This is a genomic window from Gaetbulibacter sp. NE (genome assembly GCF_025548475.1).
Lineage (GTDB): Bacteria > Bacteroidota > Bacteroidia > Flavobacteriales > Flavobacteriaceae > Gaetbulibacter_B > Gaetbulibacter_B jejuensis.
In genome coordinates this window covers 772,434-795,056 of sequence record NZ_JAOQHY010000001.1, presented here as the reverse complement: position 1 = coordinate 795,056, position 22,623 = coordinate 772,434, and the positions used below count along the sequence as shown (strand labels likewise).

Genomic DNA, 22,623 nt, shown 5'->3' with positions numbered 1-22,623 from the left:
TTAAGCGTTTGATGAAATATGATTATTGGCTTTTAAAATAGAAACGGTTTCTTTTGAAGCTGCTGTAACCGAAAACGGTAATACCAAAATAACTCCCAAAACAGGAATTAACAAAAACAGCATAAACACAATACCATTTCCTATGGCAACACCTCTATTTTTACGAACAAAACGTAAACTTTCCCCATATTTAAAATGACGTTCTAAGGTGTAGTCCATGTTTCCAAATCCAGCATAGTAGGCTTGTACTAAAAACAATATAATACTAGACAAAAATCCTATTACTGGAATAAAACTTATAAGAAGAATAGGAATGGTAAGTAAGAGTTCCATACATAGGTTTCTGAGGTTAATTCTAATACCTCTCCACAGTTGCTCTTTAAACGAAGTGTTTCTATGAGAATGCTCCTCAATATTTAGTAAGTAAGCTTCAATTTTTTCAGATACAGGACTCATAAAAGGCGCAGACAATGCCATAATAATATGCTTGTATAAAATAAGCCCTAAGACAATAATAGTAAGACCACCTATAACATTACTAATTGTAGTAAAAGTTTCTTTTCCCCAATCCCAAACCCAAATTTTTGAGATGTAAAACCCTAAATTATCAGAAAGCCCATAAGCAGAAAGTCCTATAACTATTGCAGTAAATAAGCTAATAGCCATAGGAATAGCAAAATACTTCCAGAGCTTAAGTTTTGAAATTAAACCCAAAGCTCCAAAGTATGCTTGTATGCCTTTTGCTATATTTTTAAACATGATACTCTTTTACTGCATCAACAAACGCTTTAGCATTATCTAAAGGAATGTTTGGTAGTATACCATGACCTAAATTTACGATATATTTATCCTTTCCAAACTCATTTATCATTTGATGCACCATTTTTTTAATTTCTGCAGGAGGAGACAATAATCTTGAAGGATCAAAATTTCCTTGTAGTGTAATATTTCCACCTGTTAGGTAGCGTGCATTTTTAGCAGAACATGTCCAGTCTACTCCTAAAGCCGAAGCACCAGATTTTGACATTTCATTAAGCGCAAACCAACAACCTTTTCCGAAGGCAATAACAGGAGCATCGTCTTTTAATGCATCAATAATTTGCTGAATATATTGCCAAGAAAATTCTTGATAATCTACAGGAGACAACATGCCTCCCCAAGAATCAAATACCTGAACTGCATTACAACCTGCTTTTACCTTTTCTTTTAAATAAGCAATAGTAGTGTCGGTAATTTTTTGAAGTAATTGATGCGCAGCAATAGGATTGGTAAAACAAAATTCTTTAGCCTTATCAAAGTTTTTGCTGCCTTGACCTTGTACACAATAACATAAAATGGTCCAAGGAGAACCCGCAAAACCTATTAAAGGAATCTCATTATTTAGTTTTTCTTTGGTGGCTTTTATAGCTTGGTAAACATAATCTAATGCAATGGTTACGTCAGGAACAATAACATTATCGACATCTTTTTGAGAGCGAACCGGATTAGGTAAATACGGACCAAAATTAGGTTTCATTTGTACCTCAATGTTCATAGCTTGAGGAATAACCAAAATATCTGAAAACAAAATGGCAGCGTCCATACCATATCTGCGTATAGGCTGTACGGTAATTTCACTTGCTAACTCAGGTGTTTGGCAACGTGTAAAGAAGTCGTACTTAGCTTTTATTTCCATAAATTCAGGAAGATAACGTCCTGCTTGACGCATCATCCATACAGGAGGACGGTTAACAGTTTCTCCTTTTAATGCTCTTAAGAATAAATCGTTGCGAATACCTTCGGAAGAAGGTATCTTATTAATGTTGTTTTCCATATTTATGTTATTCCTGGATTGTCAGGAATTTAGTTTAATTGTAACTTTATGTTTTAAGATTTCTGCTTTCGCAGGAAATACTCATTCACCAATTCAATAACGCTTTCAACAGTTGGCACTTTTGCAATACGAACATCTTTAAAATGCTTTTGTGCTTCTTTAGCTGTGGTTTCTCCAATGCAAAACGCAACAACTTCAGCGTTGTTTTGCTGAACAAAGCTTTCTACTGTTGAAGGGCTATAAAACATGACACTTTCAATAGCCTTATCAACTTTTAAAGCATCGTATTTTGTTTGGTAGGCTTCAACTTCGTTAAGTTTTATTTGGTGCTCGCTTAAAATATTTGGTAAATCTTCAAGTCTTATGTCACTGCAAAAGAATGTAGCTTCAGTACCATCCATAAATTCAACCATATATTCAGCTAAAGCTTTAGCATTCTTTTCAGAATGGGTAACTTTTCCTATTCTTTGTTCTATTAATCGCTTGGTACGACGACCAACACAATAAATGTTTTTAAATTTTAATTCTTCAGCTGGACAATTGGTTAAAATAGCTTCTACTGCATTTTTACTAGTGATAATCACGTTTTCTATTGGTGATTTTAAAACAGTAGGCGGAATTCTATTCAAGCTAATTTTAATAGCATCGTTGCTTTCAACCACTAAATTTTCATTAAACAGAAAACGCTGGTCTTCGGTTAAAGACTTGGTAGAATAGATGTTTGTAGGTTTGCCTGAATGTTTAATATCATCCATAAGACGTTTGCCACCACGCTCAATAATATAATCGCTTGCATATTGTGCAATGTCATGATGGTTGCCTAATTTTTCTGAACGCGAAACTTCAATTTTTTTGCTTCCGTCAGGACTTAACAATACACCTTTAAAATGAACTTCTTCGTTTTTGATAATTGCTAATGCGCCAATTGGAGCAGAGCAACCACCTTCTAGTAGTCTTAAAAACTGACGTTCAATAGTGGTGCATATTTCAGTGTCTTCGTGGTTTATTTGTTGGCAAATGGTTTTAGTTTCTTCGTCATCATCTAGTGCAACTACCATTATAGCACCTTGCGCTGGAGCTGGTATCATCCAGTCTAGATTGATTGAAGTTTCAGGTCTTATCCCTAATCGTCCTAATCCTGCAGCAGCAAAAATGGCTCCATTCCAATCGTTGTTTTCAAGTTTTTGAAGTCTTAAGTTTACATTTCCTCTTAAATCTACAACGTTGTGAGTTGGATAGCGGTTAAGCCATTGCGCTCTTCTGCGTAAACTTCCTGTTGCGATAACACCTTCTCTTTGTGATAAAAACTCTTCGTTGTTTTTAAATACCAAAAGGTCTTTAGTATTACCACGTTTTAAAACAGCAGCTTGTACAATACCATTAGGTAAAATTGTTGGTACATCTTTTAAAGAATGAACAGCAATGTCAATATCTCCATTAAGCATAGCAATGTCCAATGTTTTAGTGAAAACACCAGTGATTCCTAGCTCATACAATGGTTTGTCAAGCACTAAGTCGCCAGTTGACTTTACAGGTACAAGTACAGTTTTGTGCCCTAATTGTTCTAGTTGTTGTTGTACAGTTTTGGCTTGCCACAGTGCAAGTTCACTATCGCGAGTTCCAATTCTAATGAGTTTAGACATGGTTTTTTGAAGGTTCTTCTAACTGAAATACTTTTTTAATTAATTCAAGGCTTTCAATGGTAGAAATGCCATCATCTTTTAAATGATGTGCAAAATGATTGGTTATTTTTTGAATAATATTGTTGCTGATGAGTTCAGCTTGTGCTTCATTAAAATCGACTAATTTTTTACGTTGCGAATCTAATTCAGCAATTTTAAAATCGTTGAGCTTGTGTTTTAATGCTTTTATGGTAGGTGCAAATTTTCTTGTTTCTAGCCAATTGTTGAATTCAATTTTAATCTCTTCTATAATGGTTTCGGCATAAGGAACTTGACCTTTACGTTTTTCAAGTGTTTCGTCAGTGATTTGAGATAAATCGTCGAGGTGTATTAATGTAATATTGCTCAAGTCTTTTACATTACTGTCAACATTCTTTGGGATAGATAAATCTAAAACTAACAAAGGTTTTTTACTTTGTATTAAGTGTTTATCAACCGTTGGGTTTTGTGCTCCTGTTGCTACAATTAATATGTCAGATGCGTTTATTTCTTCTTGAAGATTAGCATAATCTTTAACCAACACATTAAACTTTCCAGCAACTTCTTCGGCTTTGGTTTTTGTTCGGTTAATTAATGTAATGTGTTCGTTTTTGGTGTGTTTAATAAGGTTTTCGCAAGTGTTTCTACCTATTTTTCCTGTTCCAAAAAGCAATATATTTTTGTTTGAAATATCACTTACATTATTCAAAATATATTGAACTGAAGCAAAAGAAACCGATGTTGCTCCTGAAGAAATATCAGTTTCGGTCTTAATGCGTTTACTGGCTTGTATTACTGCATTTACTAAACGCTCTGAATAGGCGTTAAGTAACCCTTCTTTTTTAGCAGATTTTGCGCTAACTTTTAATTGGCTTATAATTTCAAAATCACCAAGGATTTGACTGTCCAGTCCACAACCTACTCTAAAAATATGAGAAATAGCTTCGGTGTTTTTATAGATATAGGCTACGTTTTGAAACTCTTCAACAGTACCTTTTGTGTTGTCGCAAAGCAATTTTATTAATTGGTATGGATGTTCAGCAAAACCGTAAATTTCGGTTCTGTTACATGTAGAAATAACTATTAAGCTTTCAACTCCATTGATTTTAGCTTGTTGATACAAGGTTTGCTTACCTTGTTCGTCTAAGCTAAAATGTCCTCTAGTTTCAGCATCAGCCTTTTTGTAGCTTAAGCCAATAGCATAAAAGTAGGTCGTCTTTGATTTATTATTGTATTCCATTAAATCTATTTGGAAAAATATGAAAACAAAAATATAAGTATCATCGACAAAAAAATAACGCTCAAAGAACAATAAGTATCGCTTGTGGTTTTTTAACGTAGTTTTTTAATAAAATGTGATAATTGTCATATTTTTGTAGAATTAACAGCGCTTTTAAAGCTTTTAGTTTAGAATCAATCTAAATAATATTAAAATGAATTCAAGTTTTAATACCATAAAAAATATCGCTAAAGGGTCTTTTAACGAAGTTGAAATTGATAAAGATTTTTATGTGCTTACTTATCAAAACAATAATGATGAGGTTGAAACACTTGAGCGAGAAATAGATAGTAGTTTTATACAATTTCACTTTTGTTTAAAAGGCTCAAGTAATTTTATTTTTAACAACGGAAATTACACCTTAGAGATTAAAGATGAAAATTCGTTGTTGCTTTACAATCCACAACGCGATTTGCCTATTCACCTTAAAAGTGATCCTGATAGTTGGTTGGTTTCGGTTTTAATTTCTATTAAAAAATTCCATAGCTTGTTTTCTCAAGAAGCCGATTATATTACGTTTCTAAGTGATGATAACAAGGATAAAAAGTATTATAAAGATGGAAAAATTACACCATCAATGGCTGTTGTGTTAACTCAGCTTATTCATTACAACCTTAATAAGTCAATCAAAAACCTTTACTTTAAAGGGAAAGCTTATGAACTTTTAAGTTTGTATTTCAATAGAAGTGAAGATGCAAATATTGAACAATGTCCATTTTTGGTAGATGAAACCAATGTGATAAAAATTAGAAAAGCTAAAGATATCATTATTGCTCGTATGACAGAGCCTCCAACACTACAAGAGTTAGCTGATGAAATTCAACTTAGCTTAAAGAAACTAAAAGAAGGTTTTAAAGAAATTTATGGCGATTCAGTTTTTAGTTTTTTATTTGATTATAAAATGGAAGTTGCTAGAAAATTACTAGAGTCTGGAAACAATAATGTTAACGAAGTAGGACTTAAAGTTGGGTACAGTACTGCAAGCCATTTTATTTCAGCTTTCAAGAAAAAGTATGGAACAACTCCAAAAAAGTATTTAATGTCTTTAACCTAAAACTTGAATAATACTGTCGTATTTTTGCTAAAAACAAATTTAATAATGAAGCACTTTTTAACGCTTGCCCTTTTTTACCTTATATCTTTTTCAACATTTTCTCAATCTCATAAAGAGGGAATCACCAAAGAAGTCAATGTGTATTTCAACAATATGACAACTCAAAATTTTGATGGTGTTTTAGACTACATGTATCCAAAAATATTTGATATGGCTCCAAGAGCTCAAATGAAATTAGGTATGGAACAAATGTTTAACGCTAAAGATATGCGTATTGAATTTTTGGCTAATGATATTACTAAAATTTCAGATAAAATGGAAGTGGATGATATTGCATACGCAGCCGTTTTTTATGATAGTAAAATGAAAATGACCTTCTTAACCGAAGACAACCAAACCCAAGAAGACAAAAAAGGATTTTTAATGTTTATGAAATCCACCATGCAAACCCAATTTGGTGAAGATAATGTTACTGATGATTTAGACACTATGTCGTTAATTATAAAAATGAGTGCAACAATGTATGCGATTAACGATCCTCAATATCAAGGATGGAAGTTTTTAGGCAATGACGATGCACTTAAAATGTTAGTGGACAAAATTGTTCCAGAAACCGTTAGAACACAATTGCTAAATAATTAAAATTGATTTATGAAAGGCGTTTTACTTGTAAATCTAGGTTCTCCTGATAGTCCAAACCCAAAAGATGTAAAAAAGTATTTGGGTGAGTTTTTAATGGACGAACGTGTTATTGATATTCCTTATCCTGCAAGAGCAGCTTTAGTAAAAGGAATTATTTTAAAAACAAGACCAAAGGCATCAGCAGCTGCTTACAAAAAGATTTGGTGGGAAGAAGGTTCTCCGCTTATTGTAATTTCTGAACGTTTACAAAAAGGAATTCAACAGCATACTGATATTCCTATTGCATTAGCAATGCGTTATGGAAGTATGACTATAAAAAAAGGATTACAAGAGTTGGTAGATAAAGGTGTTGATGAGGTGTTGCTATTTCCTTTGTATCCTCAGTTTGCAATGGCAACTACCGAAACAATTACGGTTTTGGTTGGCGAACTTCAAAAGGAATTTTTCCCAAATTTAAAAATTGAATCTGTTCCTGCATTTTATAATAAGCCAGATTATATTGAGGTACTTTCAAACTCTATTCGATTTCATTTAAAAGATAAAAACCCTGAACACATATTGTTTTCTTATCATGGTGTTCCTGAACGTCATATTAGAAAAAGAGATGTCACAAAATCACATTGTAAAATTGATGGAAGCTGTTGTGTTACACCATCAAAAGCGCATGAGTTTTGTTACAGACATCAATGCTTGGAAGTTACACGATTAGTTGCTGAAAAATTACAGCTTAAAGAAGGTACTTACTCTACATCGTTTCAATCGAGATTAGGATTTGACCCATGGTTGCAACCTTATACTGACCGAACTATTGAAAGAATGGGAAAACAAGGCACTAAAAATATGGCTATTGTTACACCAGCGTTTGTTAGTGATTGTCTAGAAACTCTTGAAGAAATTGCTATGGAAGGTGAAGAGATTTTTTATGAAATGGGAGGCGAAGAATTTACTACAATTCCTTGTTTAAACGATGATAAAGAGTTTGTTGAGCTATTGGCTAAATGGATTAATACTTGGGTAAGTAAAAACTAAAGCAATGAATGGCTAAAATAAAAGCTACAGATTTAGGGACGCAACCTATAGGTAAGCTATTGATTAGACAAGCTGTGCCAGCATCAATAGGTATATTGGTAATGTCTTTAAATATTTTAGTAGATACCATATTTGTAGGAAACTGGATTGGCTCTATTGCTATTGCTGCCATTAATGTAGTATTGCCTGTATCATTTTTTATTGCAGCTCTAGGAATGAGTATTGGAGTAGGAGGTTCTTCAATAATATCAAGAGCGTTAGGAGCTGATAATAAAGAAAAAGCCTTAAAAACCTTTGGTAACCAAATAACTTTAACGCTTTTATTTACTTCAACTTTAGCAGTTTTTGGATTAGCTTATGTAGATAGTATTATTCCTGCTTTTGGAGGTAAAGGAGCTATTTTTGAACCTGCTAAAATTTACTACACAATTGTGCTATATGGAGTGCCATTTTTAGCACTGAGCATGATGGGAAACACTGTCATAAGAGCAGAAGGTAAACCTAAATTTGCCATGTATGCAATGATGATTCCTTCTGTTGGAAACCTTATTCTAGACTATGTATTTATTAATGTTTTAGATTTTGGCATGCAAGGAGCTGCTTGGGCTACTACTGGATCTTATGTTTTATGTTTAGGGTTTATTATTTGGTTTTTCTTTTCTAAACACTCCGAATTAAAAATAAACCTATCACATTTTAGGTTGCAAAAAAGTATAATTTCAGAAATTGGTTCGCTTGGATTTGTCACTTTAGCTAGACAAGCTGTGGTAAGCATTACTTACTTGTTTATGAATAACATATTATTCAATTTAGGAGGAGAAACTTCGGTAACAGCCTATGCTATAGTTGGTAGAATGCTCATGTTTGCGCTTTTTCCTGTGTATGGAATTACACAGGGATTTTTACCTATTGCAGGCTATAATTATGGTGCATTAGCTTATAGTAGAGTTAGAGAAACCATTAATACAGCTATTAAATATGCAGTAATTTTAGCAACAATGGTTTTTGTGTTGCTTATGGTATTTCCTGAGTTTATTACAAGATTATTTACGCACGATGCTGAAGTTATTAAGCAAACACCTAGTGCAATGCGTTGGGTATTTGCTGCTACACCAATAATTGCAGTACAGTTGATAGGAGCAGCGTATTTTCAAGCTATAGGAAAAGCGACTCCAGCATTATTATTAACCTTAACACGACAAGGCTTTTTCTTTATTCCTTTGATATTTATTTTACCAGAATTTTATGGAGAATTAGGTGTGTGGATGTCATTTCCAATTGCTGATGTGTTATCTACCTTGGTTACAGCCTACTTTTTACATCGTGAAGTCAAGTTAAAATTGGTGTCAGAATCTAATTAACCGTATTTAATTATTATTTTTAGTCCACATTGATATTAAAACCAACCAAAATGAAACGCTCTTTTCTGTTTTCGCTATGTCTAATTTTTACAACCTTAAATTTTAATGCTCAAGATTTTGAACAATCTGATTTTTCTGCTTTAGAATATCGTTTAATCGGTCCTTTTAGAGGAGGAAGAAGTGCAGCAGTAACAGGTGTGCCAAACCAACCTAATCTATATTACTTTGGAGCAACAGGAGGAGGAATTTGGAAAACAAAAGATGGAGGACGAAGCTGGGAAAATATTTCCGATGGTTTTTTTGGTGGAAGTATAGGAGCCATTACAGTATCTAAAAGTGACCCAAACGTAATATATGTTGGTGGAGGAGAAAAAACCGTTCGTGGTAATGTATCTTCAGGATATGGTATTTGGAAAAGTGTTGATGCAGGAAAAACATGGACATCTTCAGGATTAAAAACGTCTCGTCATATACCAAGAATTGCAGTAGATCCAACAAACCATAATATCGTTTATGCAGGTGTGTTGGGTAACATCTATAAACCAGCCCAAGAAAGAGGTGTTTATAAAAGTACAGATGGTGGAGCAACATGGAAAAAAACCTTATTTGCTAACAATCAAGCAGGAGTTGTCGACTTATTGATTGACCCAACCAACCCTAGAATTTTATATGCTTCCACATGGAATGTACAACGAACGCCTTACAGCTTAAGTTCAGGTGGAGAAGGATCTGCGCTTTGGAAAAGTACTGATAGAGGTGAAACCTGGACAGAAATATCAATCAATGAAGGCTTTGCCGAAGGTACTTTAGGTATTATAGGAGTGTCAGTATCGCCAATAAACAATCAACGTGTTTGGGCTATGGTTGAAAATAAAGATCAAGGTGGTTTGTATAGAAGTGATAATGGAGGAGAAACTTGGACTAAAGTTAATAGTGATAGAAACTTGCGACAAAGAGCGTGGTATTATACTAGAGTTTATGCTGATACCAAAGACGTAGATGTGGTATATGTGCTAAACGTAAGATACCATAAAAGTACTGATGGAGGTAAAACGTTTAGTTCGTATAATGCACCACATGGAGACCATCACGATTTATGGATAGCACCTGAAGATCCAAATAGAATGATTATTGGAGACGATGGAGGATCTCAGGTAACTTATGATGGTGGAGAAACCTGGAGCACCTATCACAACCAGCCAACATCACAATTTTATCGTGTTACAACCGATAATCATTTTCCGTATCGTATTTATGCAGCACAACAAGACAATTCTACAGTAAGAATTTCGCATAGAACAGATGGACGATATATTACTGAAGATGATTGGGAGTCAACTGCTGGTGGAGAATCGGCTCATATTGCTGTAGACCCAGAAGATAACGACATAGTTTATGGTGGAAGTTATGACGGATTTTTAACACGATTAAATCACAAAACAGGTACTGTAAGAGCTATAAACGTATGGCCTGATAACCCAATGGGACATGGAGCTGAAGGGATGAAATATCGTTTTCAATGGAATTTTCCAATACTGTTTTCTAAGCATAATCCTAACCGACTATATACGTTTTCTCAACATGTTCATGTTACTGAAAATGAAGGGCAATCTTGGGATATTATAAGTCCTGACTTAACACGAAATGATCCTGAAAAATTAAAATCTTCAGGAGGACCTATTACTCAAGACAATACTTCGGTAGAATATTACTGTACCATTTTTGCTGCTCAAGAATCTCCAATTACCGAAGGTTTGCTTTGGGTTGGTAGTGATGATGGATTAATTCATGTTACCAAAGATGGAGGAAAAAGCTGGGAAAATGTTACACCTAAGGGAATGCCTGAATGGATGATGATTAACAGTATTGAACCAAGTGCTTTTGATGCTGGCACATGTTATGTTGCTGGTACAAAGTATAAAACAGGAGATTTCACACCTTATTTGTATAAAACAACCGATTACGGAAAAACTTGGAAAAGAATCACTGATGGAATTAATTCAGAACATTTTACCAGAGTTCTTAGAGAAGACCCAAAACAAAAAGGATTGCTGTATGCAGGAACAGAAACGGGAATGTATATTTCGTTTAATGATGGAAAAAACTGGCAACCATTTCAGTTAAATCTTCCTATTGTTCCTATTACAGATTTGACGATTAAAGATAATAATTTAATTGTTGCAACTCAAGGACGAAGCCTTTGGATTATTGATGATTTAACAGTGTTACATCAACTGTATGGCTCTTTTTCCGAAGGAAATAAATTATTCAAACCAAAAGACACCTATAGGATGAGTGCTGGTTATAGAACAGGAAGTAAAACAGCAGGAACCAATCATCCTAATGGAGTGATGACCTATTTTGATTTAAACAAATATGATAAAGAAAACGATGAGGTGTCTTTGACGTTTTTCAATCAAAAAGGAGATACTATCAATTCGTTTTCTACTAAAAACAAAAAGAAAAATACATTAGAAGTTAAAGAAGGAATGAACCAGTTTGTTTGGGACATGACATACGATGGAGCCGAAAAACTAGATGATATGATTTTATGGTGGGCAAGTCTTGATGGTCCAAGAGCAATACCAGGAACTTATAAGGTAAGCTTAAATGTAAACAGTAATGTTACTTCCCAAACATTCAATATTGTTGCTGACCCAAGAGCTGAAAGTTCTCAGGCAGATATGCAAAAACAGTTTGATTTTATTACTGATGTGAATAAAACTATGGACAAAGCACATAAGTCTATTAAAAAAATAAGAAACATAAAAGAACAGCTCACAGCCTTTGAAACGCAATATAAAGGGAATGACGATTTAAAAGAGTTGCTAGAAGCTGCCAAAAAACTAAAAGAAGACTTTACTAAAATTGAAGAAGCATTATATCAAACTCAAAATAGAAGTGGACAAGACCCTTTAAACTTCCCAATAAGACTAACAAATAAGCTGGGACACCTTAATGCCTTAGTTGGTATGGGAGATTTTGCACCAACTGATCAGGATGTAGCTGTAAAAAATGAATTGACTAAAAAAATCAATGTACAATTAGATGCGTTTAATCAATTAATAAATACTGAAATCAGCGCTTTTAATACAGCATTTAACGAAAAACAATTAAATTATCTATTTGTTGAAGATTAATGGAATATTATAATTACATAAAGGCATTACACCTCATTTTTGTGGTCACTTGGTTTGCAGGTTTGTTTTACATTCCTAGGTTGTTTGTGTATCATATTGAAGCGTCTCAAAAACCATCTCCTGAAAAGGAAATTCTTTCTGAGCAACTCAAGTTAATGACCAAACGATTATGGACTATCATTACATGGCCTTCAGCTATTTTAGCTACCATTTTTGCGGTTTGGTTGCTTATACTCATACCAAGTTGGTTACAACAACCTTGGATGCATGTGAAACTCACATTTGTAGTGTTACTTTTTATCTATCATTATAAAACGCATGTATTTTACAAACAGCTGCAGCAAGACGATATAAGGAAGACCTCTAACTTTATGCGATTATGGAATGAAGGAGCAACATTTATCCTTTTTGCTGTGGTGTTTTTAGTCATTTTAAAAAATGCTATTTCTTGGGTTTTTGGTGTTATTGGTTTGGTGGTTTTAGCAATACTTTTAATGCTAGGATTTAAAATGTACAAGCGCATTAGAGAAAAAAATAAGAGACCTTAAATGCATTTTTCTGTTTTTTAAAACACCTTAGGTGGTTTGGTGCGATTATTGTTATCTTTAGCTTCACAAGCTATTACATGAAACTAAAAAAACTCTCCTTACGATTTAGAATTTTTATAGCCATGATACTATTGGTATTATTGGCTTCTATTTTAATAGCTATTGTTACCATTTACCAGTATAATGAAGAAGCCCAAGACTATCACAAAGAACGACTAGAACGTAAAGAAGAAAACATAAAAAGTAGTATTGATTTTACCATTAAAGAAACTACTTATCCTGTAAACACTGAGAATATTCCGTTGATATTTAAGGAAAAAATCCATGAGATTGCAACCATTCATAAATTGCAAATTAACCTTTATGATTTAGATGGAACCATACTAAAAAGTTCTAAAGAAAGCTTTTCAAAAAACGATACTATAACTAAATGCATTGATGTTGAAATACTGAATGCTATTTCTAATACTGCCGAACATAGATATGTAATTAAACGTGTTGAAAACGGCAAGAATTATCAATCGTCGTATTCATACATTACAGACACTAAGTTCAAGCCTTTAGCTATATTGAATTTACCTTATCTTGAAGACGACGATTTCTTAAACAAAGAGCTTAGAGAGTTTTTAGAGCGTTTGTCGTATGCGTATTTGTTTATGCTACTTATTGCTATTGGGTTAGCATATTTACTGTCAAAATACATTACAAAATCACTTAAAACAATAAGTGATAAAATGAATGAAACACGACTGGAAAAGCGAAACAAGAAAATTGAAATAGAGTCCTCTAGCGAAGAAATTGAAACGCTTGTAAAATCGTACAATAGTATGATTGACGAACTCGAAGAAAGCGCAGTAAAACTAGCCACTAGCGAGCGTGAACAAGCTTGGAGAGAAATGGCAAAACAGGTAGCTCACGAAATTAAAAACCCGTTAACTCCAATGCGACTGAGTGTGCAAAGTTTTCAGCGTAAGTTTGATGCCAACGATCCTGATATCGATAAAAAAGTGAATGAATACAGTAAAACACTTATTCAGCAAATTGATACCATGAGTTCTATAGCTTCGGCGTTTTCAAACTTTGCTAAAATGCCAGCTCAAAAGAATGAAATACTTAATGTGGTTGAAATTACTAAGCTAGCATTGGATATTTTTAGTGAAGAGTACATTCATTTTAGTTATGATAAAGAAGTTATTAAAGCTAAATTTGATAGAACCCAACTTATAAGAGTTATTACAAACCTTGTAAAAAATGGTACACAAGCCATTCCTGAAGAGCAAGAGGATAAGAAAATTGTGGTGAATGTTTCAGAGGTTGATGACCAAGTACTTATCACAATATCTGATAATGGTGTAGGCATTTCCGAAGAAAATAAAGAAAAAATATTTGAACCAAAATTCACGACTAAGTCAAGCGGAATGGGTCTTGGATTGGCAATGGTAAAAAACATTGTGGAAACTTATAAAGGAAATATTACCTTTACAACACAAAAAAATAAAGGCACCACTTTTAAAGTGTCTTTTCCAAAACAATAACTATGGATTTCCAAAATATTCTTTTTCAAGTCAATAACAGTATTGCACAAATAACAATAAACAGACCTAGCAAACTCAATGCTTTAAACAAAGCAACTATACAAGAGCTTCACGAGGCTTTTGATACTGCTGATAAGGACAAAGCAGTTAAAGTTATTGTTGTTACAGGAAGTGGTGAAAAGGCATTTGTTGCAGGAGCAGATATTAGTGAGTTTGCGCATTTTGATGTTGAAAACGGAAGCAAATTGGCACAAAAAGGACAAGAATTATTGTTCGATTTTGTTGAAAACCTATCCACTCCTGTTATTGCAGCAGTTAACGGTTTTGCGCTTGGTGGTGGACTAGAGTTGGCAATGGCTTGTCATTTTAGAGTAGCGAGCGACAATGCAAAAATGGGCTTACCAGAAACCTCTCTTGGTGTTATTCCTGGTTATGGTGGTACGCAACGTTTACCGCAACTTATTGGTAAAGGTCGTGCTATGGAGTTGGTAATGACTGCTGGTATGATTGATGCGCAAACAGCCTTAAACTATGGTTTGGTAAACCATGTCACTACACAAGACGATTTATTGCCATTAGCTGAAAAAATTGCAGGTAAAATTATGCGAAACTCCTCTGTGGCAATTAGTAAAGCTATTAAAGCTGTAAATGCCAATTTTAAAGATGGTGTTGATGGTTTTGCTGTTGAAATTGAAGAATTTGGTAACTGCTTTGGAACCGAAGATTTCACCGAAGGAACTACCGCATTTTTAGAAAAGCGTAAAGCGGATTTTCCTAGGAAATAGTTTAGAGATAATGAGCTATATACGTTGTTGTAAGCTGGATTTTTTCATATATCTATGTCTTAAATACAATCCGATTCCAAAAATCCCTAGTCCGATAGAAATTCTAAATCCGAATTTTGAATGAGACTTCGATTCCTCAAAATCATATAGTATTTTTCCATTTCTATCAGCTATTTGAAAAACTATTGGTTTATAATCCTCTTTTTGATTTTTTTTTATCCATACTGTAGCTCTTTCCGATTTCTTTAATTGTTTTTCTAATTTTTCGAATCTTTCATAATATCTACTTTGCCCAATATTTTTCATTAGAATATAAATACTTTGTGTCGAATTGAGTGTGAATTTAAGTTCAGATTTAATGCTTTTTGAGCCTCTTGAATCTTCTACTTGAGTATAAAAAGTTTTTAAATTTTCAATTTCTCCGTTTTGTTCGATTAGTGAACTTTTAAAAGTAAAAAGAGTTGGTGCAAAAAAATAAAAAGCACAAATAATTGCAGTAATTCCGACGTATAATCCTTTTTCAGCATAATAAACTTTATTCATTTATTTTTCAGCTTATTGTCAACTATTGGTCATTGATAAATATACAATAGTTTTTGGGTAAAGGTTGAGGCACATTCTAGTACTTGTTACTTATTTAAATTTACTATGGAGGCTTTAGAGATTAACAGTCTATTACGCTTTTCAATTAGTTCTATATTGAGTAGGACATTATCCCAATATGTGGTTTTTGCTCCATAAATGCTCACATATTTAACTTCTATTTTTATTGTGTCATTATCAATTTTTCCTTTGGTAATCTCATAAGATTCAGGTTCTTCTTGAGCATTAAGCCAATACATGTAATCGGCAAAACAACTTTCAGGTTCCCAAATACCATCGTAGTTATCGTCCTTTTTTACTTTCATTTTTTCAAGAACATCAATGCAAGGTTTCATTCTGATAGATTCATCTTCATAAAAGCTAGAATCAAAAATATTTAGGGAGTCTAACTTTTTAAAATAGCTTAACATATCTACTTGATAATACCCTTTGTTATTAATAGTCCATTCAGGATTAATATTTCCAAGAGCAATTTCTTTGAAAAATATCATAACAGTAGCGTCTACCTTTTCTTTAGTTTTCTCAAAATCAAGTGTAAATAACTTTTTTGTGGATACTTCGTCATTTGCGGTTGAATCAATAGATTCAGGTATTGATGTTTTAAAATTAGCTTTTGTTTCAGATTCAGTAAAGCAGTCGAATTCTATTTTCCGTTGATAAAAGCCATCCCAAAATTGCTCATAAGTGAGGTTGTCGTCAATTATTAAGTTTATTTTTTTGAAAGTGTGAGCGACACTGTCTTTAGGGTAATAAAGTTCAAATTCATTTTTTCCTCTATAACTAACTTTGGCTTTTGTTTTATCTGCTCTCTCACCAAAGGATAAATGATAAATAGTGTCATTTTTTATTTCAAATTTTCTCCAATTTGATAGCCAATTCATACTCGTAGCAGATTGAATAGAGTCATTTTCAATATACAGTTCAGCATAAAGTCCGTTATGGCAAGTACAGTAATTCCCATTGAGTTTTCTATCGGATTTACACCCAATACTTGCAAAAACTAAAATCAGTAATATTACTTTTAATGTTTTCAGGATGCTTTTTTTAATATTGTATAAACATTAGCTATTGATAAATATACAATAGTTTTTGGTTAAAGGATTGTGGTTATACATTGTTGTTGGCGACTGGATTTTATTCTAAATATAAACGGTGTTTTACTTGTTTGGATTCGATAATATTAATCAATCGTTTTGTTGGATCAATTACTTCTCCATCTTTATTCCAGAACTTCCATTTTTTTAAATCAACTTTGCTTTCAAAGTATTTAAATACACAACCACCTGAGGAATCATTTTCTCTGATAAGCACGTCATATTCTCCTTCCGCAATTTTTATGTTTTCTGACGTGATAAATTTCCATTTTCCAGTTCTATAAGTGTAATTAACTTCTGTTGCAACAGTTCCGCAAAAAGTATAAGATCCACTTTTTAATTCTCCAATTGCCTCAACGTTGTGAAAAACTTTTTTAAATTGACTCGAGTTTGAGTTTTCAGTTTTACAACTAACAACTAAACTAATCAAGAATAAAAATAATAGTGATTTATTCAAATTATTCTTTGTTTTGACTTGGTTTCTCATCTTGTTGCCAACTATTGGCTGTTGATAAATATACAATGGTTTTACCGTATACAATGTTGTATAGCGTTTTATCCATTCCCTACGAATTTCGACTATTTATTTTATAAATTCAAGAGCATAAGCGATTTAATACTCTTTTTCGCGTTTGTTAATAACCCATTTTTGTTTTAACAGTTTCAAGAGCAATTAATCCCTAATTTTAAGTCACCACTTTTTTAAGTACTCACTTTATACTTTACTGTTATGAACCCAAAACCTACCATAAAAGGACGTGGTGCACAACTAAACGTGCACAATAAATTCTTTGAACTCAGTCATGAAATCCGAGACGATTTTTTAGAATATTGTGCTAAAGAAGGTGAAGAGGCTGATAAAAACAAAACGCTTTACTTACCTGTATTTCCTAAAACCATCGTTAATAAAGTAGAGAGTCCAGATGTTGGTATGGCGTATTCTATGAACATGTATCAAGGTTGCGAACATGGTTGTATTTATTGCTATGCCAGAAACAGTCATGAGTTTTGGGGTTATAGTGCAGGATTGGATTTTGAACGTCGCATTTTGGTGAAAAAAGATGCTCCTAAACTTCTAGAAGCACTACTAAAAAAGAAAAGCTGGAAAGCGCATCCTATTGTTATGTCTGGTAATACGGATTGCTACCAACCTGCCGAAAAAGAGTTTGAAATTACAAAGCAGTGTTTAGAGGTGTTTTTAAAATACAAGCATCCTGTGGCAATCATTACTAAAAACGCACTAATATTAAGAGATTTGGAGCTTTTAAAAGCCTTGGCAAAAGATAATCTTATCAACGTTAATATATCCATTACTTCATTGTCAGAAACTACAAGACGCGTTTTAGAACCACGAACAGCAACAATAAAAAAGCGGTTAGAAACAGTAAAAGTGTTATCGCAAAACAACATTCCTGTAAATGTGATGTTGGCACCTATAATTCCGTCTATAAATAGTCATGAAATTTTACCGTTAGCAAAAGCAGTGTCTGAAGCTGGAGCATTATCAATAGCGCATACTATTGTGCGATTAAATGGAGCTATTGGTGAGATTTTTACCGATTGGATTAAAAAAACACTACCAGACAGAGCTGATAAGGTATTGCACCAAATTGAAAGTTGTCATGGTGGTAATCTCAACGATTCGCGTTATGGAACACGTATGAGAGGAGAAGGTAAAATAGCTGAACAAATAAATATGCTAGTGCGATTAGCGCGTAAAAAGTATTTTAAAGACAAGGCAATGCCTAAGTTGAATACTGAACTGAATGAGCAGTATAAAGACGGACAGTTAAAGTTGTTTTAAAAAGTAAGTGGCAAACCAAAGGTTTGCCGCTTTACTAACTAACATTCTAACATTATTTAAATAATCAATTTAAATCATTTTTACGGTTTGGGTAAACTCTCTTCCATCTGTTTTTATTACAACTTTGTAATCTCCTGTGTTACCCTTCATTAATTTATAAACACGTTCAAAAATTTGAGAAGTGCTATCTATGTTTTCAGAATAGATTAATTCAAAATCTTTATGAGTAGCTTCATTATTTGCATAATGAATTTCTAAACTTAAAGGCGCATTGTTTAACGAGAACTTTGATACAAACAAACGGTTGTCTTCCATTCTCAAAATAGGTTTAAAGACCTTAGACTCTAAACTCTTGTTAAATTCTACTCTGTTTTCTACAACTTTAAACGGAATGACATTAATTTCAACATCCTTGTTCAACTCAAAAAAGTAATCTCCATTAGGAAGTTGAGTAAGGTCAAACAAATTATTGTATGTTCCTGTTGCGTTTATGGTTTCTTTATATAGTATAATACCATTAACATCTTTTATTAGTAGTTGCTGTCCTTGTTTAACATCGTCTAATGCTAACATTGTTTTTTTCTCCTTACCAACTATTAAAGTAGCAGTTGCATTTGCGTTGGTTACCATGGCAGCAATAATAGCTACCATAACGATACTGTTTTTAATTGCTTTTTTCATGACATATAAATATTTAGGTTAATAATTTTGGACACTTCAAAAGTACACTGAAACGCAAGGTTTAAAAACATCAATTTTTCCTAATTTATATACAGAATTAACTCTATTAACAATACTATAACTATAGGTTGTTAAAATAGTATATAATTGAGGTAATTTTAAATAGGTTTTTAATTTCATTACTTGTAATTTTGCATTGAAAGTTATGGGTATGATAACACGAAAACCTACACTCGAAAAAATTAGTCCAGAATTTGGAAGTTCCATTTTTGTGAGACGACATGAAAACTACACGTTTCAAGAAGAAGTAAAACCGTTTTGGCATTTTCATCCTGAAATTGAACTTATTTACGTAAACAAAGGAAAAGGAAAGCGTCATATAGGTAATCACTTATCGTATTTTAATAATAGTCAATTACTGTTAATTGGTCCCAACTTACCTCATAATGGATTTACTGACCGTTTAACCATTAACGGTTCGCAAACTTTAATTCAATTTAAACCTGATTTTTTAGGAACACATTTTTTTAATATTCCTGAAATGGAACGTATTAATAACTTGTTTGAACGTTCTAAGAAAGGTATTTTGTTTGGAGTTAAAACCAAGAAAAAATTAGGCGATAAAATTGAAAGGTTTGCTAAAAAGGAAGGATTTAAAAAAATACTGGTTCTACTTGAAATTTTACACACTTTAGCTAAAGCCGAAGATTATACACTTTTAAATGCTGATGGGTTTGCTTTTGAAACCGAAGCTCAGGATAGTGCAAAAATTGACATCATTTTTAAACATGTCAATCAAAATTTTACTGAGCATATAAGCTTAGATGAAATTGCTGATAAAGTGAGTATGACAGTACCTGCGTTTTGTAGATACTTTAAAAAGGTAACAGGAAAAACCTTTACAAAGTTTGTTAATGAGTATAGAGTAGTGCATGCTACCAAGCTACTTTCTGAAAGTCAAATTAGTATTACTGATGTGTGTTATGAGTGCGGATTCAATAACTTTTCGCACTTTAATAAAGTCTTTAAGGAAGTAACAGGTAAAAGTGCATCAAAATATAGAGGCGAAGTAAAACGTATTATCCACAATTAATTAAGCTGCTTTTCAAACACTATTTTGGTTTGACCAGTTTTATTTGTGTAAACACTTTTAATGTCAAAGCCATTTTTAAGGTTTAAAATCATCATAGGCTTAAAACGATTCATGGATTTGGTTCTTAACGTATTATAACCCTTTTGCTTTATAGCTTGCTCTTGCAATTGCGATAGTTGTTTTCCAATACCATTTTTTCTGTATTCTGGTAAAACGCCACCAACCCAACTGTAAAAAGTACTAGCATTATACTTGTAACCAATTTTAAAACCAATTAATTGCTTTTGATGATAACAAAGTAGAGTTAATAGGTCTTCTTTTTGGTGAATTCGGTCGTTAAAAAAATCGATATTATAGTCTTCAAAAACAGATTTATAAACGGTTAAAATTTCGTTTAAGTTGTTTTTAGAAGGAATGCCTTCTAGTGTTTTAAAAGTAAATTTAGCGTTCCCCATCCCATTCTGCATAAAATTGCTCTAGATAGGTTTCCATAAATTGATGTCTTTTAGAGGCAATTTGTTGTCCTGTTTTGGTATTCATTTTGTCTTTTAACAACAATAGCTTTTCATAAAAATGATTTATTGTAGGTGCTGCAGAGGTTTTGTATTCCTCTTTGGTCATATTCATGTTGGGTTGTATTGAAGGGTCAAACAACGGTCTGTTTTTAAAACCACCATAATTAAAACAGCGTGCAATACCAATAGCTCCAATGGCATCTAACCTATCAGCATCCTGAACAACTTGTAATTCTTTAGATGTAAATTCAGCGTTTCCACTTAGAGAGTTTTTAAAGGAAATGTGTTTTATAATATTTACAACATGCTCAATAATTAAGGAATCAATATTTAGTTCAAACAAAAATACTCTTGCCATTTCAGGACCCACCGTTTCATCTCCATTATGAAATTTACTATCAGCAATATCATGTAGTAATGCTCCAAGTTGTACTACAAAATCATCAACAGGTTCTTTTTTAGAAATCAATACAGCATTGTTGTATACTCTTAAGGTATGAAACCAATCATGACCACCTTCGGCATTTTTAAGAGCCTCTTTTACATAAGCTTTAGTAGCGTCAATTATTTGTTGATTAGTCATGATTTTACTGAAGAAGTTATGGTCTGTTCAATATTGTTAATAAGTGCAATATGGTCTTTACTGTCGTTTAAAATTATAGGTTCATGAACAGTAAACGTAATATGAGCTCCAAGTCCCATTGGAAATTTACCATAACGCAAGGTTTTCCATGAGTTGTTTATGGTTACAGGAACTATGGTTGCAGAAGGAATATGCTCAAACAAGGTAAGTAGTCCTTTTCTTTGAAAAGGTTTTGGTGTTCCAGTTCTACTTCTTGTCCCTTCAGGAAAAATCACAGCTGCACGCTTGGTGGTTTCAATATAGTGCGAAAAATCTTCAATAGCTTTTATGGCTTGTTTTGGGTTTTTTCGGTCAATCAATGCAGAACCACCATGACGTAAATTAAACGATACACTTGGGATGCCTTTACCTAATTCTTTTTTGCTAATAAACTTTACATGATGTTTTCGCATGTACCAAATTAAAGGAGGAATATCGTACATGCTTTGGTGGTTAGCAACAATAATAACTGGTTGGTTACTGCTAATTTGATACGGATTGGAAAACGAAAAACGAGTACCTAAAACATTAAGGCATCGCATAATAAAAAACTGCAACCAATCTACACTTATCTTATGAGCTTTATACCCAAATACATTAAGACACAGCCATTGTATTGGATGAAAAATAACTAGCGTTAATCCAAACAATATAAAGTAAATAACCGTTAAAGGGTAGGCAAAAAGTTTTGTCATATTACAAAAGTAATTCAATGAAATGTATGCACAAAAAAACCACGACTATATCGTGGTTTTTTCATAATTCTTTAATGTTGTAGCAAATTAACAGTGCTCGTTATAAGCATCAACTAGGTTGTCAGCAATCATATCAGCTGGACGACCTTCAATGTGGTGACGCTCTAACATATGAACCAATTCACCATCTTTAAATAAAGCCATACTTGGTGAGCTTGGAGGAAAAGGAACCATGTAAGCTCTAGCTTTATCAGTAGCTTCTTTATCTACACCTGCAAAAACAGTTACTAAGTGATCAGGACGTTTAGCATTTTGTAAACTCATTCTAGCTCCTGGACGTGCATTTGCTGCAGCACAACCACAAACCGAGTTTACAACTACTAAAGTTGTTCCTTTTTTTGCTAAAGCAGCATCAACAGCTTCAACAGTATGTAATTCTTCAAAACCAACATTGGTCAAATCTTCGCGCATTGGTTTTACTAATTCTGCTGGATACATATATCGTAAATTTTATAAGATTAATAATTTATTGTGCAAAGATACGGAAAAATAGCAGTCAATCGACAGATTGTAGTTGTTAGAATAAATAGAACCATTTAGGTTTTCAATGGGTAATTTCAGTAACAAAAGCTGTTAAAAAACTACTAACTATAGTATATTTGAGTCCCT

Annotated in this window: 22 protein-coding genes; 10 read left to right on the top strand and 12 right to left on the bottom strand. The window is 33.0% G+C overall.

The features are described from left to right. From OD803_RS03670 to hemA, 4 genes are read right to left on the bottom strand one after another with little or no spacing between them, the layout of a single operon-like run. On the bottom strand, nt 1-759 hold the full coding sequence (locus OD803_RS03670; RefSeq protein ID WP_262732390.1) for an EI24 domain-containing protein: 759 nt from the start codon (nt 757-759) through the stop codon (nt 1-3). Beyond that, nucleotides 752-1,813 carry a uroporphyrinogen decarboxylase gene (hemE, locus tag OD803_RS03665; RefSeq protein ID WP_129759700.1) on the bottom strand — a complete coding sequence of 354 codons (1,062 nt, stop codon included), beginning with the start codon at nt 1,811-1,813 and terminating at the stop codon, nt 752-754. The genes OD803_RS03670 and hemE overlap by 8 nt, the downstream gene beginning before the upstream one ends. Nucleotides 1,814-1,866: 53 nt before the next feature. Continuing rightward, nucleotides 1,867-3,456 carry a hydroxymethylbilane synthase gene (gene hemC / locus OD803_RS03660; protein WP_262732389.1) on the bottom strand — a complete coding sequence of 530 codons (1,590 nt, stop codon included), beginning with the start codon at nt 3,454-3,456 and terminating at the stop codon, nt 1,867-1,869. Next, on the bottom strand, nt 3,449-4,714 hold the full coding sequence (hemA, locus tag OD803_RS03655) for a glutamyl-tRNA reductase (protein ID WP_262732388.1): 1,266 nt from the start codon (nt 4,712-4,714) through the stop codon (nt 3,449-3,451). The genes hemC and hemA overlap by 8 nt, the downstream gene beginning before the upstream one ends. Before the next feature lie 193 nt (nt 4,715-4,907). Between hemA and OD803_RS03650 the strand changes: the two genes are divergently transcribed. The 8 genes from OD803_RS03650 (at nt 4,908) to OD803_RS03615 (ending at nt 14,847) form a co-directional block, all read left to right on the top strand. Beyond that, a complete protein-coding gene (locus OD803_RS03650; RefSeq protein WP_262732387.1) occupies nt 4,908-5,807 on the top strand; it encodes a helix-turn-helix transcriptional regulator in 900 nt (299 codons plus the stop codon). Between the two features lie 45 nt (nt 5,808-5,852). Beyond that, nucleotides 5,853-6,449 (top strand): hypothetical protein, encoded by a 597-nt coding sequence (locus tag OD803_RS03645; protein ID WP_262732386.1) that lies wholly within the window; start codon nt 5,853-5,855, stop codon nt 6,447-6,449. Nucleotides 6,450-6,458: 9 nt separating this feature from the next. Then, entirely contained in the window at nt 6,459-7,478 is a 1,020-nt protein-coding gene (gene hemH, locus OD803_RS03640; RefSeq protein WP_262732385.1) for a ferrochelatase, read from the top strand. Nucleotides 7,479-7,486: 8 nt separating this feature from the next. Beyond that, entirely contained in the window at nt 7,487-8,839 is a 1,353-nt protein-coding gene (locus OD803_RS03635; RefSeq protein ID WP_134198400.1) for an MATE family efflux transporter, read from the top strand. Nucleotides 8,840-8,889: 50 nt separating this feature from the next. After that, on the top strand, nt 8,890-11,979 hold the full coding sequence (locus OD803_RS03630) for a WD40/YVTN/BNR-like repeat-containing protein (RefSeq protein ID WP_262732384.1): 3,090 nt from the start codon (nt 8,890-8,892) through the stop codon (nt 11,977-11,979). After that, on the top strand, nt 11,979-12,527 hold the full coding sequence (locus OD803_RS03625; RefSeq protein ID WP_131506308.1) for a CopD family protein: 549 nt from the start codon (nt 11,979-11,981) through the stop codon (nt 12,525-12,527). Before OD803_RS03630 ends, OD803_RS03625 begins: the two co-directional genes overlap by 1 nt. Before the next feature lie 77 nt (nt 12,528-12,604). Beyond that, on the top strand, nt 12,605-14,062 hold the full coding sequence (locus OD803_RS03620; protein WP_262732383.1) for a sensor histidine kinase: 1,458 nt from the start codon (nt 12,605-12,607) through the stop codon (nt 14,060-14,062). Nucleotides 14,063-14,064: 2 nt separating this feature from the next. Further along, nucleotides 14,065-14,847: an enoyl-CoA hydratase/isomerase family protein gene (locus OD803_RS03615; RefSeq protein WP_262732382.1), complete on the top strand. Its 783-nt coding sequence runs from the start codon at nt 14,065-14,067 to the stop codon at nt 14,845-14,847. 15 nt (nt 14,848-14,862) lie between these two features. Here the strand turns inward: OD803_RS03615 and OD803_RS03610 are convergent, their stop codons facing one another. From OD803_RS03610 to OD803_RS03600, 3 genes are all read right to left on the bottom strand, one after another. Beyond that, entirely contained in the window at nt 14,863-15,390 is a 528-nt protein-coding gene (locus tag OD803_RS03610) for a hypothetical protein (protein WP_262732381.1), read from the bottom strand. Nucleotides 15,391-15,476: 86 nt separating this feature from the next. Then, nucleotides 15,477-16,331: a hypothetical protein gene (locus tag OD803_RS03605; RefSeq protein ID WP_262732380.1), complete on the bottom strand. Its 855-nt coding sequence runs from the start codon at nt 16,329-16,331 to the stop codon at nt 15,477-15,479. A gap of 253 nt (nt 16,332-16,584) precedes the next feature. Continuing rightward, nucleotides 16,585-17,001 (bottom strand): hypothetical protein, encoded by a 417-nt coding sequence (locus OD803_RS03600; RefSeq protein ID WP_262732379.1) that lies wholly within the window; start codon nt 16,999-17,001, stop codon nt 16,585-16,587. 273 nt (nt 17,002-17,274) lie between these two features. Here OD803_RS03600 and OD803_RS03595 point away from each other — a divergent pair, with 273 nt between their 5' ends. Further along, complete coding sequence (locus OD803_RS03595; RefSeq protein WP_262732378.1) at nt 17,275-18,348, top strand: PA0069 family radical SAM protein; 1,074 nt, start codon at nt 17,275-17,277, stop codon at nt 18,346-18,348. A 69-nt stretch (nt 18,349-18,417) separates the two neighbouring features. Here OD803_RS03595 and OD803_RS03590 read toward each other — a convergent pair whose 3' ends face one another. Then, nucleotides 18,418-19,029: a hypothetical protein gene (locus OD803_RS03590; RefSeq protein WP_129759687.1), complete on the bottom strand. Its 612-nt coding sequence runs from the start codon at nt 19,027-19,029 to the stop codon at nt 18,418-18,420. Nucleotides 19,030-19,240: 211 nt separating this feature from the next. Here OD803_RS03590 and OD803_RS03585 point away from each other — a divergent pair, with 211 nt between their 5' ends. Further along, nucleotides 19,241-20,122 carry an AraC family transcriptional regulator gene (locus OD803_RS03585; protein WP_262732377.1) on the top strand — a complete coding sequence of 294 codons (882 nt, stop codon included), beginning with the start codon at nt 19,241-19,243 and terminating at the stop codon, nt 20,120-20,122. On the opposite strand, the gene OD803_RS03580 is transcribed toward OD803_RS03585, so the two are convergent. From OD803_RS03580 to OD803_RS03565, 4 genes are all read right to left on the bottom strand, one after another. Then, entirely contained in the window at nt 20,119-20,577 is a 459-nt protein-coding gene (locus OD803_RS03580; protein ID WP_262732376.1) for a GNAT family N-acetyltransferase, read from the bottom strand. The genes OD803_RS03585 and OD803_RS03580 overlap by 4 nt on opposite strands. After that, complete coding sequence (locus tag OD803_RS03575; RefSeq protein WP_262732375.1) at nt 20,564-21,220, bottom strand: HD domain-containing protein; 657 nt, start codon at nt 21,218-21,220, stop codon at nt 20,564-20,566. The genes OD803_RS03580 and OD803_RS03575 overlap by 14 nt, the downstream gene beginning before the upstream one ends. Further along, nucleotides 21,217-21,954, bottom strand: a complete 738-nt coding sequence (locus OD803_RS03570; RefSeq protein WP_262732374.1) for a lysophospholipid acyltransferase family protein — start codon at nt 21,952-21,954, stop codon at nt 21,217-21,219. Before OD803_RS03570 ends, OD803_RS03575 begins: the two co-directional genes overlap by 4 nt. An 87-nt stretch (nt 21,955-22,041) precedes the next feature. After that, entirely contained in the window at nt 22,042-22,452 is a 411-nt protein-coding gene (locus OD803_RS03565; RefSeq protein ID WP_129759682.1) for a BrxA/BrxB family bacilliredoxin, read from the bottom strand. Between the last annotated feature and the right edge of the window lie 171 nt (nt 22,453-22,623).